Origin of the sequence: Caulobacter sp. S45 (assembly GCF_009765965.1) — a bacterium.
In the GTDB taxonomy this organism is placed as follows: Bacteria; Pseudomonadota; Alphaproteobacteria; order Caulobacterales; family Caulobacteraceae; genus CAHJWH01.
In genome coordinates this window covers 703,352-721,205 of record NZ_LMUL01000014.1, presented here as the reverse complement: position 1 = coordinate 721,205, position 17,854 = coordinate 703,352, and the positions used below count along the sequence as shown (strand labels likewise).

Below are 17,854 nucleotides of genomic sequence, written 5' to 3'. Positions count from 1 at the left end.
AATTTGCGAGTGATGCGCATTTTCACTTGATCGCATGCCGCCCGCATGGTGAGAACGACTCGCATTTACAGTTATCTGGGGCGGGTGATGAATTCGAAGACATTCGAGGGCGAACGGGGATTGACGCTTGGGACGGCGGCGCTGATCGGCATTTCCGCCGCTCTGCTGGCGCAGACCGCAAGCGCAGCGGTTGCGAACGGGGAGGCGGCGACCGCGAGCGGCCCGGCCGCCCGAGTGGCCGATGTCGTCGTCACCGCCGATAAAGGAAATTCCGAAACCGACCAGATCAACCTCGGGACCATGACCGGCAAGGTCAAGGACACGCCCCAGGCGATCCAGATCATCTCCCAGCAACTGATCGAGCAGCAGAAGATCACCACGCTTGAACAAGCGTTGCGCAACGTGCCCGGCATCACCGTGGCCATCGGTGAAGGCGGGACGCTGAACGGCGACCAGTTCAAGATCCGCGGCCAGGACGCCAAGGACGATATCTACATCGACGGGCTGAAGGACTTCGGCGCCTATGTGCGCGACAGCTTCGACGACGAAGAGGTGCAGGTCCTGAAGGGGCCCTCCGCCACCGCTTTCGGGCGTGGGACGACAGGCGCGGCGATCAACGTGGTCTCCAAGACCCCGACGCTCAAGGAGGTCTACAGCGCCGATATCGCCGCGGGCATGGGGAACTACTATCGCGGCGACGTGGATGTGGACCGCCGCATCAACGACACCACCGCGGTGCGGCTGGTGGTGATGGGCAACGACACCAAGACGGTGGATCGCGACGACAGCCGTTACGACCGCTGGGGCGTGGCCCCGTCCATCGCCTTCGGGTTGGGGACCAACACCCAGCTCACGCTCGGCTACTTCTACCAGCACAACAACGACCGGCCGGACTACGGCGTCCCGCTCGCCCTGGTGGGCGGCGCGCCGGTCGCGGCCATCAGCTCCACAGGCGCGCCGGAGACGATCATATCGGGCGCGTTCGCCCGCCCGCTGACCGAACTTGGCGTGGACCGCTCGACCAACTACGGCTTCAGCGCCGACCACGACGTCACCGACGCCCACATGCTCACCGCCCGATTCAGCAACAGGCAATCGGATGCGTTGAGTTTCACCGACGACGCGCGCGCCGGCTACTACACCCGCGACTTCCTGGCGACGCAGTCCACTTGCAGCTCGCCCGCCATCAGCGGCACGGCGACCACGCCGCATTGCATCGATTTCCTACAGGCTGGCGTCCCCAACGCCATGGTGGGGATCGGCGGCCCGGCGCCCTACGTCCAGTATACCTACGGCTTCCAGGACATCGGGGCCGCGCACATCAAGTTCTCGCCGTTCGGCCTGCGCAACGAGGCGGTGGTCGGCTTCGACATCAACTATGAATACAACAACCGCACCGCCGGTGTCCTTGTACCCGCCAAGGTCGCCAGCAAGAGCGTGTTCGCGCCGTCAGACGCCAGCCCGTTTCAGGACGTGGCGGCGTCGCTGGCCAACTCGGTCTCCACCGCCAATGCACGCCGCATCTCGCTGGGCGCCGACTACGCCGCCTTCGTCAACGACCAGCTCTGGCTGACGCCCTGGCTATCCGTCGTCGGCGCGCTGCGTTACGACCGCTTCATCGCCAAGTACGACACTGTCAGCGTGGCCAACGCCATCGTCGGCCAGAAGGTCGACTCCGACCTGGTCAACCCCAAGATCGCCTTGGTGTTGCAGCCCAATCGCGAGCAGACCTACTACGTCTCCTGGGCCAAGTCGGCGACCCCGCAGGGCTCATCGGTCGCCGACGCCAGCGCGGCGGTCACCAGTTCGGCCCTGCAGCCCGAGAAGAACGAGATCTACGAGGCGGGGGCAAAGTTCAGCTTCCTGCATGATCGGCTGGGCCTGGACGGGGCCATTTTCCAGGTCGACAAGAACAACGCCCTGCAGCCGGACCCCGACGATCCCAGCCTGTTGCTGGCCAATTCGGGCCAGAAGCAGCGTATCCGTGGCGCGGAGCTGGATCTGGTCGGCAAGATCACCAAGGCGTGGTCGATCAACCTCGGCTACTCCTATCTCGACACCAAGATCCTGTCGGACTTCGTCACCCAGACGATCAACGGCGTCGCCACCCAATTCCCCAACACCTTCTCGGTCGGCAAGCCGATCTACTATACGCCCAAGAACGCAGCGACCCTGTGGACGACCTACGAATTCGAGGGGATGCTGAAGGGGCTGACGGTCGGCGGCGGCGTCACCTACCAGGATCGGGTCTACACCAACTACGTCTACGTCAACGCCCAGGGGGGCAACATCTATTCCGCCCCGGTGACCATCGACTACAGCAGCCTGATCCAGTACCGCTGGAGTCATTACACCCTGTCGTTGAACGGCTATAACCTGACCAACCGGCTCAACTACAGCCAGGTGTACACCAACCGCGTGTTGCCCGAGCAGGGGCGGAGCTTCGTCCTGACGCTCGGCGCCAAGTTCTAGAGCCGGCCTCTGTCGGAAGCCTGAAGGAAGCGAAGGTTCATGCTGGTCCGCGTTCAGGAGGTGCTGACCCCTCTGCAGGTGGAGGCGTTCCGCGCCGCTCTGGGTGCGGGAGGGTGGGTGGACGGGCGTGTCACCGCCGGCGCCCAATCGGCGCTGGCCAAGCGGAATCTGCAGGTTCCGGAGGATGATCCGATGGCCCGGGAGCTTGGCCAAACCGTGCTGACGGCCCTCGGGCGCAACGAGACCTTCGTGTCCGCGGCCCTGCCGTTCCGGGTCTTCCCGCCGCTGTTCAACCGCTACGACGAGGGGATGGGGTTCGGCGCCCACGTGGACAATTCCATCCGCTTCGCGCCGGGCGGCCTCAGGGTGAGGACGGACCTGTCCTGCACCCTGTTTCTGACTCCGCCCGAAGACTACGACGGTGGGGAGTTGGTGATCGAGGACAGCTACGGCGAGCAGAGCGTCAAGTTCGACGCAGGGGACATGGTGCTCTACCCCGCCTCCAGCCTGCATCGGGTGAACCCGATCACGCGTGGTAGCCGCTGGGCTTCGTTCTTCTGGGTCCAGTCGATGGTCAAGGACGACGGCCAGCGCGCCCTGCTGCACCGGATGGACAACGCCATCCGCGAGACCCGTCTGGCTCTAGGCGACGAGCATTCCGCTGTGCTGGGGCTGACGGCGACGTATCACAACCTGCTCAGGATGTGGGCGGAGGTGTAGGCGCGTCTCCTTCTCTCCTTGCGGGAGAAGGGATTACGGCGTCAGGAACAGGAAGATCGCCAGCAGCGTCCCGAGACTCACTGCCGTGAGGATCAGGCTCGTGCGCAGCCGGAAGCGGAGGCTGAAGAACAGCACGTAGCCGATCAGCGACAGGGCCAGGATCACGATGGCCGACACGTCGATCACAGCTCGCCAGGCGACGCTGGCGTTCTTGCCCCGATGCAGGTCTTCGATCACCGAGGTGGCGGTCGCGCGCTCCACCGTCACGTCCGCCTCGCCGCTCTTTAGGTCGACCAGCACGGTGGATGAACCCTTCACGCCTTCCAGCCGCAGGTTGGCCTGGCCGTCCTCGATCTCCCCGCTCTTGTAGACGCCGATCATTGTCGTGCGCCGAGCCACAGCTGCGGACAGCGCGGCGGACGGGTCGGGGGCGTGCTGGGCGGCGGCGAGGATGGCGGGAGGGAGCGTGAGCTTCACGTCCCGGTCCCTGGCCTTGCCCTGCAGCCAGTTGGGGTGATCGAGCAGCAGGCCGGTGAAGGCGAAGAAGATCAGCGCCAGGAAGGCGAAGGCCGACAGATAGGCGTGCAGCATCCGGCACGTGCGATAGAAGGCGCCCCTATCGAACCGCCAGGCCTTGGCGTTTCCGCGCTTGTCCGGCGATGGGCCGCGGACCTTCAGCGCGGAGATACGCTCGTGGATGCTCACTTCGCGGGTCCGTAGCGCAGGTCCAGCGCGCCCAGTTCGTCCTTGGCCGGGCTGGACTTCACACCCGAGCCGCCGACCTCGATATCGAGCGTCTCATAGCTGTGGCCGCCCTTTTCGCGCGAAGCCTCGATGTGGACGATGTAACGGCCGGGCGCGACGAGGTGGCCGGCCTCATCCTTGCCGTCCCAGTGCGCGGTATAGCGGCCGGGCAGGCGGGTCGGCTTGGCCATGGCGTCGACGACATTGGGCGTCTCGCGGCCGTAGCGGCGCCACCAGACATAGTTCTCCGGGACCCAGCGGGGCTTCTGGCCCAGCAGCAGGATCGTGCGCATCAGCTTGTGGTCGGCGTCGGTGATCCAGGCCACCACATAGGGGGCGTGATAGGGATCGGCCTCGATCTTGGGCACCTGGTAGGTCAGGTCCAGCTCGAAGCCCCGCGCCGCGCCGGCGGCTGCGGCTTCGCCCGCGACCATGGTGGTCAGCGACGCCGGAACCAGGTGTGGCTGGCGGGCTTGCTCGACGGCGGCGCTCCAGGCGTCGGAGGCGTACTGCACGCCGTCTGCGCGCGTCACCAGGGCCTCGACGCCGTCGAGCCGGTTCGCCAACGCCAAGGCCTGCCTAGGCTCCATGGCCATGAAGGCGGTGGCCAGCGCGTCGGCGTCGGCGGCGGAACGGGCGACCACCACCGCGCGCGTCACGCCTTCCACCGGCGCACCGGAGTCCGGGGACAGGGTGTAGGACGCCGCGCAGCCTTGGATGGCGAGGTCGCGCTGGCCACGACCGCTCGACGCCACCGCCCGGTCGGCGATGCGCAGCAGCAGGGGCGGGCTGGCGTTGTCCGCATCTCCCGTCGCCGCCACGCCGACGCGCCAGCCGGCCGCTTCGGGCGCGCGGCCCCAGCAGCGCAGGTCGCCGCCGATATCGATCATCATGCCGGCGAGGCTCGGGCTGGCGCGCTTGGCCGCCCGCATCGCCGCGTCGATGATGTAGCCCTTGGCCATGCCGTCGATGGTGAGGCGCACGCCGTCCGGACGGCGCACCTGCCGTTCGCCCGGTTCGAACCCGATGTCGGATTGGGCGGTGGACACGGACGTTCGCAAGGCGTCGCGGTCGATTGCTTCACCTGTAGCCTCTGCACCACGCCAGAGTTGGAGCGGCCCGCCCATGCGGCAGTCGAACGCCCCGCCGGTGGTCTGCCGCCATGCCTCGCAGCGGGTCAGCACCTCGTACAGCTCCGGCGACACCTGGGTCGTTTCGCCTTCGTTCAGCCGCGCGAGTTCGGCATCCGGACGCCAGGCGCTCAGCAGGCCCTCGAGGCGGGTGATCTCGGCTTTCGCCGCCGTCAGGGCGGTCAGGGCCGCAGCCTCGTTCCCCGCCATGGCGGTGACATCCAGCGATGTCCCCAGCACATGGTCGAAGTGGAAGCGATAAGGCGCGGCGTGAGCGGCCGTAGCCGGAGCCAGCAGGGCGGCGCCGGCGACGCCGGCCGCCAGCCAGGAGGGAAGGGATCGCATGGACGGCTCCGGGCTTAGCGCGTGACTTCGAAGGTCAGGCTGTAGACGTAGTTTCTGGCCGTGGGCGCGGCGTCCGGCGTATGGCCGCCGGCGGGGTAGTGGGCGGTCAGCAGGTAGACGCCCGGCCGGTCGAAGCCGATCTTCGCGCCGCCCTTGGCGTCGGTCTTCATCTCGGCCATGACCTTGTGCTCGTCGTAGACGTCGCCGGATCGGTAAACGCTCACCCCCACGTCGGCGGCGGGCGCCCCGTCGACCAGCAGTTGGAAGGCGAAGCCCTGGTCGACATAGATCGAGTTCGGATGGGTCACTGGCTTAAGCTCGAACCCCTTGCCCGAGGGACGAAGCGCCGCCTCGGTGGGCGCGCCCTTGGAGACATAGGTCTCCGCCGTCTGGATGTTCTCGACCTGGACGGTCTTGGCGTCGGCGGGCACGTCGGCGGGGGCGATCGCGGGTGGGCCGTCTTCGTCCTTGTGTTCGTGCGCATGATCGGGCTTGGGCTGAGCGATGTCGGCTGAGGCGGCGTGGTCGGCCTCAGGTCTCGCGCGACCGCCCGGCGCACGCACCATCAGCCAGCGACCCCCGACCTGGACCATCTTCACGCTGCGGGCCACATAGGCGCCGGTGGAGAAGCGATAGGTGCCCGTATCCGGCAGCGGCGCCTCCATCACCGCCATATCCTTCAGCACCATGGCCGGGGCGATCTCCCTGTGCTCGCCGCTGGGGATGGTCTCGACATAGGTCGAGGTGCGTAGCGCGATGTCGGGATTGAAGTAGTCGTCCTCGGTCAGCGCGCCTTGCAGGGTGACGTGGTCCCGCTCGGCGTCGAAGGCGTTGGGCAGCAGATAGGGCGTGTGGGCCAGAGCGGCCTGGGGCGCACCTAGCGCCAGCGCCGAAACCGCAGCGGCGGCTGCGCCCAGAGCCTTCGTTCTCATGACCATCCCTCGGAAATCAAGCAAATCTCCTATTGCATCTCATTCGCAACTACAAGGCGGCCGAGACGAAAGGTTCGCCGCGGCGCCTTGGGCGGGGTCAGGTTCCCGCGGCGGTCATCTTGAAGATGCCCTGGGCGTTGCTGCTATCGAAGGCCAGGTCCAGGCCCGCGCTCTCCAGCGGCTGGCGGCTGATGAACTCGTAGAAGGAGCCGGGCACGCTCAGCTCGGTTCTGCCGCCACCGTCTTGACGAAAGGCGCGCACGACCGGATCGGCTTTGAAGGCGGTCTGGCGCACACGGCCCGAGCCCGACACCTCCACCGTATCCTTGATCGGCCGACCCAGGCGGCGCTGCTCGGCGGCCAGCGCCTCTACGTCGGGCACCCGGTCGGTGGCGTGGTTGAAGGCCGCGCCCTCGGTGGCGATCCAGGCCGCCTCGGCCGATTCCGCCAGCAGCAGGCGATAGTCCGCCAGCGCGGGCTCGTGGTGGTGGCGACCGAAGGCCGAGACCAGGGCCGGCAGGCTTTCGGCCACCACGTCGTAGGGCGCGTCGCCGTGCGTGCGCAGCAGGTCCAGCAGGGCCTGCGCCTTCGCGCCCAGGCTGTCGGCGGTGCTGTCGAACACCCGGTGGGCTGCGGCTTGGAAGTCCGACGAGAACCGCTCCACGTGCAGTTCGCTGAGGAAGAACTGCGGGATCGCCTCGGGGTGGTCGATATGGGCGTAGGCGCGGCCGGTCATGCCTAGGCGGTCGAGCGGATAGAGGCCGGCCATACGATAGCCCAGGGGCTCGAACATCCGCACGAAGGCGTCCTGCCCGGCGGGCAGGGCTCCGGTCGGCCCTTCGGCGAACCGGATGGTGCGCAGCGCGCCGTGATCGAACACCACCTCGCCACCTGCGGCCCGCACGTCGGCCACATAGGCCGCCCCGGTCGGCACGCGGCGCAGCAGGTCGGCGAACAGCGCCACGTTCAGCGCCATGGCGCTGACCGCGCGCGAAACCCGGGGGCCATGTTCATCGGTCAATACAGGGGCGATGCGCAGGACGGCGAAGGCGGCCTCGGCCTCGGCGGGGGCGAGCGTGGCGGCGACCAGGCGATGCAGGTTCGAAGCGGTCATCGATGGAACTTCCCTATACGTGTTGGGCGCGGGGCTCAGACGTCGAACTTGACGCCCTGGGCCAGCGGCAGGCGCGCGCCGTAATTGACCGTATTGGTAGCCCGACGCATGTAGGTCTTCCAGGCGTCCGATCCGGATTCCCGTCCGCCGCCGGTTTCCTTCTCGCCGCCGAACGCCCCGCCGATCTCAGCCCCCGACGGCCCGATATTGACGTTGGCGATGCCGCAGTCCGATCCCTCGGCCGACAGGAAGCGCTCGGCCTCGCGCAGGTTCAGGGTGAAGATGCAGGACGACAGCCCTTGGGTCACGTCGTTCTGCAGGGCGATCGCCTGGTCCAGGTCGCGATAGCGCATGACGTAGAGGATCGGTGCGAAGGTCTCCTGGCGCACGATTTCCGCTTGTTCCGGCATCTCGACCAGGGCTGGGTGAACCAAGGCGCCGGGACCTTCGATCCGCTCGCCGCCATGTATGGTCCCGCCGGCGGCGCGGGCGGTGTCGAGCGCCGCGCCCATACGCGCCAGCGCCTCTCCATCGATCAGCGGCCCCACCAGCGTCGCCGCCTCGCGCGGATCGCCCACGGTGATCGAGGCGTAGGCCGCCTTCAGCCGAGGGACGAAGGCGTCGTAGACGTCGTCGTGGACGAACAGCCGCCGCAGGCTGGTGCAGCGCTGTCCCGCCGTGCCCATGGCGGAGAAGGCGACCGCGTTCAGGGTCAGGTCCAGGTCGGCCGAGGGGCAGACGATCCCGGCGTTGTTGCCGCCGAGCTCCAGCAGGGCGCGCGCGAACCGGGCCGCCAGCCTTGGCCCGACCGTCCGCCCCATGGCCGTGGAGCCGGTGGCCGAGACCAGCGGGACCTTGGGGTGGTCCACCAGCGCCTCGCCGATCTCGCGCCCACCGATCAGCAGGGTCGACAGGTCGGCCGGCGCATCGGCCCCGAAGCGGGCGGCGGCGCGTTCGAACAGGGCCTGGACGGCGAACGCGGTCAGCGGGGTCTTTTCCGACGGCTTCCACACCACCGCGTCGCCGCAGACCAGGGCCAGGGCCGCATTCCACGACCACACCGCGACCGGGAAGTTGAAGGCCGAAATCACCCCCACCACGCCCAGCGGTCGCCAGGTCTCCATCATCCGGTGCTCGGGCCGCTCGGTGGCGATGGTCAGGCCGAACAACTGGCGCGACAGGCCGACCGCGTAGTCGCAGATGTCGATCATCTCCTGCACCTCGCCCAGGCCCTCGGAGACGATCTTGCCGGCCTCCAGCGTCACCAGGGCGCCCAGGTCCTGCTTGTGGCTGCGCAATTCTTCGCCCAGCAGGCGCACCAACTCGCCGCGCCGAGGTGCAGGGACCTTGCGCCAGGCCAGGTAGGCCAGGTGGGCGCGTTCGATGGCCTCGGCTGCGGCGGCGGGGTCGATCTCATGGACCTCCGCCACCTGTTCCCCGGTGATGGGCGAGCGCGCCGCCAAGCTCCCGCCCGTGACCAGACCCGACGCCACCCCCAGCCGGCCGAGCAGCGCATGGATATCGCCTCGCACCGAAGCGGTCTTGAAGGGGGCGTTCATGGGCGATCCTCGACTTGGCTGCACGACCCGGGAAGGTCGCGGCGGACGTTGGCGAGCCTGCGGGGCCGCTGTCAAATCGGTTTCGTGGCTGTCCGTTTACAAAGGCTCTCGCGTATGGGCAACAGGGTGTTGCGTCATCGGCATGAGATCAGGGCTGGCCGCGCCAAGAAAATCAAACAGGCTGGGCGCCTATTGATCGACTGTGACGCTCCATGGGCTGAGCTTAAACCGTTTCAGGTTTGCAATGTGCTCGACCCATCCGCGCTCTTTACCTGCCGGCGCGAACACAAAACGAGCAGAGCCGCCGTTCTTGCGCCAAAACGCGCATGACGCGCTTGCATTGCGGATCGACCTGATCACAGATCGTATACCGAATGCGGCCGAAACGGCCAGGGGTGGATTTCAGAGGGGCTCTATGCGTAATCCTATGCGCTTTGTCGTGGTCAACGTGCTCGCGCTCGCGCTGGCTGGGGCCGCCTTCGCCGCCGACAAGCCGGCGCACGGCCACGGCGCGTCCGCCGCCGCTCCCGACGGGGCGATGGCCGATCACGAAATGGGCGGCGTGGACGCGGCCGAGTCCAAGATCACGCCCGCCGACTACGTCTCCGCCCCGGTCAAGGAAGCGGCCAGCACCACCCACCACACCGCGGTGATCGATGGCCGCACCATCCCCTACGAGGCCACCGCCGGCACGCTGACCATCCGCGACGACGACGGCAAGCCGGTCGCCTCGATGTTCTACGTCGCCTATGTGGCCGAGCATCACGGCTCGCCCACCCGGCCCGTGACCTTCGTGTTCAACGGCGGCCCCGGCTCGTCCAGCATGTGGACCCACCTGGGCTCGCTGGGCCCCGTGCGGGTGAAGACCAACCAGCCCGATCCCACCCCGGCGGCGCCCTATCACCTGGTGCCCAACGAGAGCAGCCTGCTCGACCGCAGCGACCTGGTGTTCCTCGACGCCATCGGCACCGGCCTGTCGCGCCCGCTCGGCGACACTAAGGGCGAGAAGTTCTGGGGCGTCGACCAGGACATCGACACCTTCGCGCGCGGCATCACCCGCTACATCACCATGAACGACCGCTGGAACTCGCCCAAGTTCATCTTCGGCGAAAGCTACGGCACCCCGCGCGCCGCCGGCCTGTCCTACCTGTTGCAGGAGCAGGGGATGCAGCTGAACGGGATCATGCTGCTGTCCTCGATCCTGAACTTCGGCACCCGCGAGGCGGGCTACGATCAGAACGAGATCAACTTCCTGCCGAGCTATGCGGCCACCGCCTGGTATCACAACCGCATCCAGAACCGCCCCGCCGACCTCGACGCCTTCGTGCAGCAGGCCCGCGACTTCGCGCGCGGCCCCTATGCGCTGGCGCTGGGCAAAGGCGACACCATCTCGCCGGCCGAGATGGATCAGGTGGCCCAGAAGATGAGCTACTTCACCGGCCTGTCGCCGGCCTTCATCAAGCAGTCGGACCTGCGGGTGAATCTCGGGCGGTTCCGTTCGGAGCTGTTGCGCGACCAGGGCGAGGTGATCGGCCGGCTGGACTCCCGCTTCAAGGGCACCGAGCCCGACACCGGCAATGAGAACGTCGACTACGATCCGGTCGGGACCCAGAGCATCGGCGCCTATCTCGGCCTGATGAACAGCTATCTGCGCGACGAGCTGAACTACCAGACCAAGCTGGTCTACCGGCCGAACTATTCCGCGGTGATCAGCGCGGCCTGGGACTGGAAGCATCATCCGCCGGGCGGCCGTCGCGCCTCGGCGGTGGCGGACCTGGCGCTCGACCTGGGCGCCGCCATGCGCCAGAACCCGACGCTGAAGGTGCTCTCGCTGAACGGCTATTTCGACTTCGCCACGCCGTTCGGCGGCACCGAGTACGACCTCGCCCACATGCAGATCAACAAGACCCTGCAGCAGAACCTGGAGTTCAAATACTATCAGTCCGGCCACATGGTCTATCTGAACCCCGAAGCGCTGAAGGTGATGAAGCGCGATCTGCTCCACTTCTACGACGAGGCGGCGCCGGGGACCTGAGTCCGTGCGCCAAGTCGGAAGGATCGCGGTGCGGTCCTTCCGACTGTGTGCAGTGGGGAAGGCTCGCCGCTCCGGATAGCATTCGTGTTCGACGGCCGTTCAGGGTGGTTTGCGCTCCCGTACGGGGCTAGAATCGGCGGCCCGGCCACAGCCCCCAGAGATTCATGTTCGGTCTTTCCCCGCGTCTCGCACCGATCCTCCTTCTGGTTGGCTCCAACATATTCATGACCACGGCTTGGTACGGCCACCTGAAATTTAAAGACCGCCCGATTGTTCTGGTCGTGCTCGTGAGCTGGTGCATTGCGTTTTTCGAGTATTGGCTGGCGGTCCCAGCGAACCGCATTGGCAGCGGGGTTTATTCGGCGGCTCAGCTAAAAGCGATCCAGGAAGTGATTACCCTAACGGTCTTTGCCGTGTTTTCCGTGTTCTACCTGGGGCAGAAAATCACTTATAATCACGCGATTGGTTTTGCGTTGATCGCCGCGGGAGCTTTCTTCGTCTTCCGGTCGCCCGGCGCGGTAAGCTGAGGCCCGCCCAGGGTCGAAAGCAGTATAGACAGGTCTTGGTGGCCGCGCTTCAAGCCGCCGCGATCCGGCTCCCGGCCGTCGCCCCGCGATCCTTCAGGTTCAGCACACGCCGCGCGTTGAGGTTCAGGATCTTCTCCTGGTCCTCGATGGACAGGCCGATCTCGTGGAACAGTTCCAGCGCCGTGGCCGGGGTCCAGCAGGGATAGTCGCTGCCATACATCACGTGGTCGACGCCGTAGTACTCCACGGCGAACCTGATGCCGGCCGTGTGCGGGGACACCGTGTCGGTGTACATGCGCTTGAGGTAGGTGCTGGGCGGCAGGGGCAGGTTGGCCTTGCGCGAGTTCTTGTCCATGCGGCCGGACTGGTAGGGCAGGGCGCCGCCGGTGTGGGACATGTAGATCTTCAGGCCGGGATGGCGCTCCATGATCCCCGACAGCACCAGCCGGTAGGCGGCGACGCTGACGTCGATCACCCGCCCGAGGCTCAGGTACAGCGCGCCGTCGTAGCCCTCCAGGCTGTCGCGGAACATGGTGTCGGTGGGGTGGACGAACAGGGTGGCGCCCAGCGCCTCCGCCCGTTCGTAGAATGGTTCCAGCGCCGGGTCGTCGATACGGCCGTGGTCGCCGACGCTTCCGGGCATGTTGACGCCGATCAGGTCCAACTCGCCCATGGCGTGTTCCAGCACCTCGACCGCGATCCTGGGATCGGAGAGCGGGATGGCGCCGCTGGCCCATAGGCGGTCGGGGTGGCGGCGCTGGGCGCCGGCCATCTCCTCGTTCCACATCATCGCCATCTCGCGGCCTTCCTCGGGCGGGATGTCGGAGAAGTGGGCTGCGAACGGGCCGATGGAGCAGACCACGTCCACCTCGAAGCCCAGCGTGTCCATGTGGGCGAGCTGGGCGTCCAGGTCGAACCACTCCGGCCCCAGGTCGTAGATCGGCGCCTCGCCGTCCTTGCGCCAGTAGGTGTAGCCGCCGCGCGCATTGCGCACCGCGCGGGGATGGCCGCTCCGCTTGCACACGGCCTCGAACACCGAGCGGGGCCACCAATGGAAGTGCGAATCCACGATGCGCATGGCGCGGCTCCCTAGAGACTGCGAATGGCGAAAACTCCGCCATTTCAAGGTTTTTCTTGTCGTCGCCGCGCCTTGCACCGGATGGGCGAAAGCCGCCATTGACGAGTGCGTGCATCTTTGCATACAAACGTATGCATGTCGAGCCGGGGCGAACCCGAGCCAGTTTACATAGGGTGGTCGAGAGTGGATCGGCAGGGTGGCCTTAGCGTAGCCGTAGATATCGGGGGCACGTTCACCGACCTGGTGGCGTTCGACCAGACGACCGGACAGGTGAACCAGTCCAAGTCGTTGACCACCCCGGCCGAACTGTCCCAGGGCGTCTGGGATTGTCTCGACAAGGCCGGTATCGCGCCCAAGGACGCCGATAGCATCGTCCACGGCTCCACGGTGGCGATCAATATCGCCATCGAGGAGAAGGGCGCCGAAACCGCGCTGGTGGTCACTCGGGGTACCCGCGACGTCTACAAGATCGGGCGCCAGAACCGGCCCGAGGCTTACAACTTCTCGTTCCGCCGTCCGACGCCCCTGGTGCCGCGCTCGCGCACCTTCGAGGCCGACGAGCGGCTGTCGGCGGGCGGCGAGGTGCTGCGGCCCCTGCGCACCGAGGACATCGAGGAGATCATCGAGGCCGTGCGCGCCTCGGGCGCCCAGGCGGTGGCGGTCTGCTTCCTGCATTCCTACGCCGATCCGGCGCACGAGGCGGAGGTCGGGGCCAGGCTGCGCGCGGCTCTGCCCGACGTCTACGTCACCCTGTCCCACGAGATCGTGCGCGAATACCGCGAATACGAGCGCACCTCGACCACGGTGATGAACGCCTATATCGGCCCGCGTTCGAAGGAGTATGTTGGTCAGATAGAGGACCGGCTGATCGGCGACGGCTTCACCGGCCGGTTCATGATCATGCAGTCCAGCGGCGGCGTGATGTCGCCCGACACCGCCAAGATGCTGCCCGTGGCCATGATGGAGTCCGGGCCGGTCGGCGGGGTGATCGCCGCCGCCGAGGTCGGGCGACGGCTGGGCTTCAACAACGTCATCGCCTTCGACATGGGCGGCACCACCGCCAAGACCAGCCTGATCGAGGCCGGCGAGGTCTCCATCGCCCAAGGCTACCACATCGGCGGCGAGGCCAGCGGCCATCCGGTGATGTTCCCGGTGGTCGATATCGTCGAAGTCGGCGCCGGGGGCGGCAGCATCGCCTGGATCGACGAATTCGGGGCCTTGAAGCTCGGGCCGCAAAGCGCGGGTTCGGTTCCGGGTCCGATCTGCTACCGCCGTGGGGGGACCGAACCGACGGTGACCGACGCCAACGTGGTGCTGGGCCGGATCGGCGCAACCAGCTTCCTCGGTGGCGAGATGCCGCTCGATGCGGAGGGCGCGACGGCCGGCGTCGCTGGCCGGCTCGGTGGTCCGCTGGCCATGAGCCTCCCGCGCGCCGCGCATGGGGTGCTGGAGATCGCCATCGCCAAGATGTCGCTCGCGGTGCGGGGCGTGTCGGTGGAGCGCGGCTACGATCCGCGCGAGTTCGCCATGCTGGCCACCGGCGGGGCCGGGCCTGTCCATGCGGTGGCGATCGCGCGCGACCTGCACATCCCCACCGTCATCATCCCGAACCTGCCGGCCCACTTCTCGGCCTTGGGCATGCTGATGAGCGACGTGCGCCAGGACTATGTGCGCACCTATTATCGGCCTCTGCTTCAGGCCGACTTCGCCGAGTTGTCCGCGATCTACGACGAGCTGGCGGCGGTGGGCGAGAAGACCCTGGATGCGGCGGGCGTCGTCCCGGCGCTGCGCAGCTATCAGGTGCAGTTCGACCTTCGCTATGTCGGCCAGGAATTCGCCCTGCAGGTCCCCGTCGCCCTGGACGACGTGCGGCGCAGCTCGGTCGAGGCGGTCCGAGCCAAATTCGACGAGATCCACAACCGCCGCTTCGGCCACGCCGCCGTGGACGAGCCGCTGGAGCTGGTGAACATCCGGGTGATCGCGGTCGGCGAACGGCCCAAGATCAGCTTCCCCGATGCGCGCGCAACGGCGGACGAGGCCAGGGTTGGCTCGCGCCCGATCCACCTGGACGGCACGGACACGCCCATCGAATGCGCCGTCTACCGGCGGGAGCGATTGTCGGCCGGGGCCGAGGTGCGCGGTCCCTGCGTGATCGAGGAATACGCCTCCACCACCGTGTTGTTCGAGGGCGACGTCATGACCGTGGCCGCCACCGGCGAGATGATCATTCAGGTAGGCCAGCAATGACGCCGGAAAAAACGCCAGGAAAGACCATCGTGCAGAAGGTGTCGGGCCTGGACCCGGTCACGCTCGAAGTAATCCGCAACTCCCTGCCGGCGATCTCGCACGAGATGAGCGTCGATCTGCAACGCACCTCCTACAACATGATGATCTACGAGGTGCAGGACTACTGCACCGCCCTGCTCGATACTGAGGGCGGGCTGATTTCGCAGAACATCGGTGGGGTGTCCCACTTCGTCGCCGACCTGGGCGTGGTGATCAAGGACGGGGTCAGGCGCTATGGGGTCGAGGGCTTCTTCCCCGGCGACGTGCTGCTGCACAACCACCAGGCCACCGCCGGCCAGCACCTCAACAACATGGTGCTCTACACCCCCGTCTTCCATCGCGAAAAGCTGGTCGCCTTCGCCGTGGTGCGCGCGCACTGGGTCGACGTCGGAGGCCTGTCCACCGGGTTCAGCGCGGCGGGCGCCTACGATCCGTGGAGCGAGGGCCTGCAGTTCGACCAGGTGAAGATCTACGAGAAGGACGTCCCGGACGAGAAGATGATCCGCTTCGTGCGCGACAACATCCGCTATCCGGACGCCGCCATGGGCGACATGCGTTCCCAGCTCGCCGCCTGCCGCCTGGGCGAGCGGCGGTTCGTCGAGCTACTCGACCGCTACGGCCCCGACGTGGTGCAGCGCGCCATCGTCCAGCTGTTCGCCGAGACCGAGGCCCGCTGCCGCGCGGCGGTGGAGAAGCTGCCGGACGGCGTCTACGAGGCCAGCACCTATCTGGACGGTCGCGGCGGAGGCGCCGGCTACGACATCCACGCCAAGGTGACGGTCTCCGGCGGGGACATGACCATCGACCTGTCGGGCTGTTCGCCCCAGCGGGAAGGCGGCTACAACGGGCGCACCTATGCCGCCGCCTACATCGCCTACAAGGCCCTGACCGCCCCGCTCGACCCGCTGAACGAGGGCGCCTTCTCCGGGCTGAAAGTGATCATCCCCGAAGGCAACATGATGATGGCCAGGTTCCCGGCCATGATGTCGGCCTGGAGCGGCGCCCTGCCGACGGTGGTCGACACCATCTGGCGCGCCTTCGCCGAGGCCATTCCGGACCGCATCCCCGCCGCCCACAGCGGTTCGCTGGGCGCCACCTTCTCCTTCTCCGGCAACGACCCGAAGTCGGGCAGGGGCTTTGTGGCCATGAGCATCGAATCCGGCGGCTGGGGCGCATGGCCCGATCGCGACGGACAGGACGCCTCGATGTCGGTCTGCCAGGGCGACGTGCGCAACGCCCCGATCGAGACCATCGAGCTGAAGACCCCGGTCATGGTGATCGAGCGCCGGCTGCGGCAGGACTCCGGCGGCGCGGGGCAATACCGGGGCGGCCTCGGCGTCGTCACCCACGCCCGTGCGCTCACCCGCGGCCGTTGGAACGCCAACAGCGGGGCGGGCGGACGCATCACCTGCCCGCCGTGGGGCCTGTGGAATGGGCATGAGGGCAAGATCGCCCGCACCCTGACCAAGGCCGCCGGCGAGACCGAATTCAGCAAGCCCGCCTCCGTGGCCATGGTCGGCGATCCCGGCAGCGAGATGATCTACGAAACGGCCGGCGGCGGGGGCTGGGGCGATCCGTTGAAGCGCGATCCCGAGCGGGTGCTGCGCGACGTGCGCGAGGGCTACATCTCCGCCGACGCGGCGCGCGAGGAATACGGCGTCGTGCTGACCACCGACGGAAACGCCGTGGACCTGGCGGCGACGCGCGCGCGTCGGACCCAGCCTCAGCTCCAGGGCGCCCAATGACCGCCGCCGTTGCCATGCCCGTCTCGGACGCCTCGGTGCGCGCCGAAAGCTACGCCGGCCGTCATCGCCGCCTGCGCGATGCGATGCACGCCGCTGGGGCCGAGGTGCTGATCGCCTACGGGGCGGGCATGCACTCCTTCATCGGCAGCAATCCCGCCTGGTACGTCTCGGGGTTCAAGCAGATGGGGTCGCATACGGCGGCGGTCCTGCCGCTGGACGGCGGACCGTTCCTGGTGATTACCCCTAAATGGGATTTGGGGCGGGCTAAGGATCGTTCCGCGATTCCCGATGTGCTCGCCTGCGAAGCGGAGGATTTCAGCGCCACCGTACGTGATGCGCTGCTTGCGCGCGGTCTGCTCGGCAAGCGCTTTGCGGTCGCCGCCGGCGTGCAGCAGACCCGCGCGATGAGCGAAGCCTGGCCGGTGCTGCTGGACCAGACGCCGCTGGACGCTGAACGGCTGGTCAGCGACGTGGCGCGCATCCGCGACCCCTGGTCGATGATCTGCACCCGCCGCGCGGTGGAGATCGCGGAGGAAAGCTACGACTGGCTGCTGCAGACCGCACGCCCCGGCATGTGGGAGCATCAGGTTGCGGGCGATCTGGAGGCGCATATCCGCGATCTGGGCGCCGAGGACAATTTCCAGCTCATGTCCGCCTCCCAGCACAACCGCTCGGTCCACATGCCGACCCATCGCCTGTTGGCCGAGGGCGACATCCTGCTGGGTGAGATCACCCCGGCGGTGGACGGCGAGTTCATCCAGATCTGCCGTACGGCCGTGTTCGGCGAACCGACAGACGAGCTCCGCGAAAAGTTCGCCCTGCTGGACGAGGCGCTTCGCGCCGGCATGAAGGCCGCCAAGCCGGGCGTGCCGGCGGCCGAGGTGGTGGAGGTGATCAACCGGCCGATCGCCGAGGCGGGCTACACCCGCTACACCAAGCCCCCCTTCATGCGCACGCGCGGCCACAGCATGGCGCTTGGCTCCATGGACCCCGAGATCGCGGTCGACAGCGGGCATGTGATGGAGAAGGGGGTGGTGTTCGTCATGCACCCCAACCAGTACATCCCGGAGACGGGCTATCTGATGTGCGGCGAGCCGGTGATCATCACCGACGCGGGCGCCGAACCGCTCACCCGCAAGATGGGCGAGCTCTATTCCATCACCTGAC

13 protein-coding genes are annotated in these 17,854 nt (G+C 67.4%); 7 read left to right on the top strand and 6 right to left on the bottom strand.

Annotated features, from left to right (window positions below; translation table 11 throughout):
* The first annotated feature begins 87 nt into the window (after positions 1–87).
* Both GSQ87_RS10450 and GSQ87_RS10445 read left to right on the top strand, forming a co-directional pair.
* Positions 88–2,472, top strand: a complete 2,385-nt coding sequence (locus GSQ87_RS10450) for a TonB-dependent siderophore receptor (protein WP_158915391.1) — start codon at positions 88–90, stop codon at positions 2,470–2,472.
* A 39-nt stretch (positions 2,473–2,511) separates the two neighbouring features.
* Positions 2,512–3,192 carry a Fe2+-dependent dioxygenase gene (locus tag GSQ87_RS10445; RefSeq protein ID WP_158915390.1) on the top strand — a complete coding sequence of 227 codons (681 nt, stop codon included), beginning with the start codon at positions 2,512–2,514 and terminating at the stop codon, positions 3,190–3,192.
* 33 nt (positions 3,193–3,225) lie between these two features.
* On the opposite strand, the gene GSQ87_RS10440 is transcribed toward GSQ87_RS10445, so the two are convergent.
* The 5 genes from GSQ87_RS10440 to GSQ87_RS10420 form a co-directional block, all read right to left on the bottom strand.
* On the bottom strand, positions 3,226–3,897 hold the full coding sequence (locus GSQ87_RS10440) for a PepSY-associated TM helix domain-containing protein (protein ID WP_158915389.1): 672 nt from the start codon (positions 3,895–3,897) through the stop codon (positions 3,226–3,228).
* Complete coding sequence (locus GSQ87_RS10435) at positions 3,894–5,411, bottom strand: DUF2271 domain-containing protein (protein ID WP_158915388.1); 1,518 nt, start codon at positions 5,409–5,411, stop codon at positions 3,894–3,896. Before GSQ87_RS10435 ends, GSQ87_RS10440 begins: the two co-directional genes overlap by 4 nt.
* A gap of 14 nt (positions 5,412–5,425) precedes the next feature.
* Positions 5,426–6,343, bottom strand: a complete 918-nt coding sequence (locus GSQ87_RS10430; protein WP_158915387.1) for a DUF4198 domain-containing protein — start codon at positions 6,341–6,343, stop codon at positions 5,426–5,428.
* 97 nt (positions 6,344–6,440) lie between these two features.
* Positions 6,441–7,457, bottom strand: a complete 1,017-nt coding sequence (locus GSQ87_RS10425; RefSeq protein ID WP_158915386.1) for a 2-oxoadipate dioxygenase/decarboxylase family protein — start codon at positions 7,455–7,457, stop codon at positions 6,441–6,443.
* A gap of 35 nt (positions 7,458–7,492) precedes the next feature.
* Positions 7,493–9,016 (bottom strand): aldehyde dehydrogenase family protein, encoded by a 1,524-nt coding sequence (locus GSQ87_RS10420; protein ID WP_158915385.1) that lies wholly within the window; start codon positions 9,014–9,016, stop codon positions 7,493–7,495.
* A gap of 415 nt (positions 9,017–9,431) precedes the next feature.
* Here GSQ87_RS10420 and GSQ87_RS10415 point away from each other — a divergent pair, with 415 nt between their 5' ends.
* Both GSQ87_RS10415 and GSQ87_RS10410 read left to right on the top strand, forming a co-directional pair.
* Positions 9,432–11,051 carry a S10 family peptidase gene (locus GSQ87_RS10415; protein ID WP_216839204.1) on the top strand — a complete coding sequence of 540 codons (1,620 nt, stop codon included), beginning with the start codon at positions 9,432–9,434 and terminating at the stop codon, positions 11,049–11,051.
* A 164-nt stretch (positions 11,052–11,215) separates the two neighbouring features.
* Positions 11,216–11,578 carry a DMT family protein gene (locus GSQ87_RS10410; protein ID WP_158915384.1) on the top strand — a complete coding sequence of 121 codons (363 nt, stop codon included), beginning with the start codon at positions 11,216–11,218 and terminating at the stop codon, positions 11,576–11,578.
* 49 nt (positions 11,579–11,627) lie between these two features.
* Here GSQ87_RS10410 and GSQ87_RS10405 read toward each other — a convergent pair whose 3' ends face one another.
* On the bottom strand, positions 11,628–12,656 hold the full coding sequence (locus tag GSQ87_RS10405) for an amidohydrolase family protein (RefSeq protein WP_158915383.1): 1,029 nt from the start codon (positions 12,654–12,656) through the stop codon (positions 11,628–11,630).
* 183 nt (positions 12,657–12,839) lie between these two features.
* On the opposite strand from GSQ87_RS10405, the gene GSQ87_RS10400 reads away from it, so the two are divergent.
* Genes GSQ87_RS10400 through GSQ87_RS10390 form a run of 3 tightly spaced genes read left to right on the top strand, consistent with a single transcriptional unit; the run spans position 12,840 to position 17,853 of the window.
* Positions 12,840–14,903, top strand: a complete 2,064-nt coding sequence (locus GSQ87_RS10400; RefSeq protein WP_158915382.1) for a hydantoinase/oxoprolinase family protein — start codon at positions 12,840–12,842, stop codon at positions 14,901–14,903.
* Positions 14,904–14,932: 29 nt separating this feature from the next.
* Positions 14,933–16,687 carry a hydantoinase B/oxoprolinase family protein gene (locus GSQ87_RS10395; RefSeq protein WP_158915381.1) on the top strand — a complete coding sequence of 585 codons (1,755 nt, stop codon included), beginning with the start codon at positions 14,933–14,935 and terminating at the stop codon, positions 16,685–16,687.
* Positions 16,684–17,853 (top strand): Xaa-Pro peptidase family protein, encoded by a 1,170-nt coding sequence (locus GSQ87_RS10390; protein WP_158915380.1) that lies wholly within the window; start codon positions 16,684–16,686, stop codon positions 17,851–17,853. The genes GSQ87_RS10395 and GSQ87_RS10390 overlap by 4 nt, the downstream gene beginning before the upstream one ends.
* Position 17,854 lies beyond the last annotated feature (1 nt).

Excerpts from the sequence above, each read along its gene's own strand:
- GSQ87_RS10450 (WP_158915391.1), top strand. The coding sequence starts at position 88 with ATGAATTCGAAGACATTCGAGGGCGAACGGGGATTGACGCTTGGGACG.
- GSQ87_RS10445 (WP_158915390.1), top strand. The coding sequence starts at position 2,512 with ATGCTGGTCCGCGTTCAGGAGGTGCTGACCCCTCTGCAGGTGGAGGCG.
- GSQ87_RS10435 (WP_158915388.1), bottom strand. The coding sequence starts at position 5,411 with ATGCGATCCCTTCCCTCCTGGCTGGCGGCCGGCGTCGCCGGCGCCGCC.
- GSQ87_RS10430 (WP_158915387.1), bottom strand. The coding sequence starts at position 6,343 with ATGAGAACGAAGGCTCTGGGCGCAGCCGCCGCTGCGGTTTCGGCGCTG.
- GSQ87_RS10425 (WP_158915386.1), bottom strand. The coding sequence starts at position 7,457 with ATGACCGCTTCGAACCTGCATCGCCTGGTCGCCGCCACGCTCGCCCCC.
- GSQ87_RS10420 (WP_158915385.1), bottom strand. The coding sequence starts at position 9,016 with ATGAACGCCCCCTTCAAGACCGCTTCGGTGCGAGGCGATATCCATGCG.
- GSQ87_RS10415 (WP_216839204.1), top strand. The coding sequence starts at position 9,432 with ATGCGTAATCCTATGCGCTTTGTCGTGGTCAACGTGCTCGCGCTCGCG.
- GSQ87_RS10410 (WP_158915384.1), top strand. The coding sequence starts at position 11,216 with ATGTTCGGTCTTTCCCCGCGTCTCGCACCGATCCTCCTTCTGGTTGGC.
- GSQ87_RS10405 (WP_158915383.1), bottom strand. The coding sequence starts at position 12,656 with ATGCGCATCGTGGATTCGCACTTCCATTGGTGGCCCCGCTCGGTGTTC.
- GSQ87_RS10390 (WP_158915380.1), top strand. The coding sequence starts at position 16,684 with ATGACCGCCGCCGTTGCCATGCCCGTCTCGGACGCCTCGGTGCGCGCC.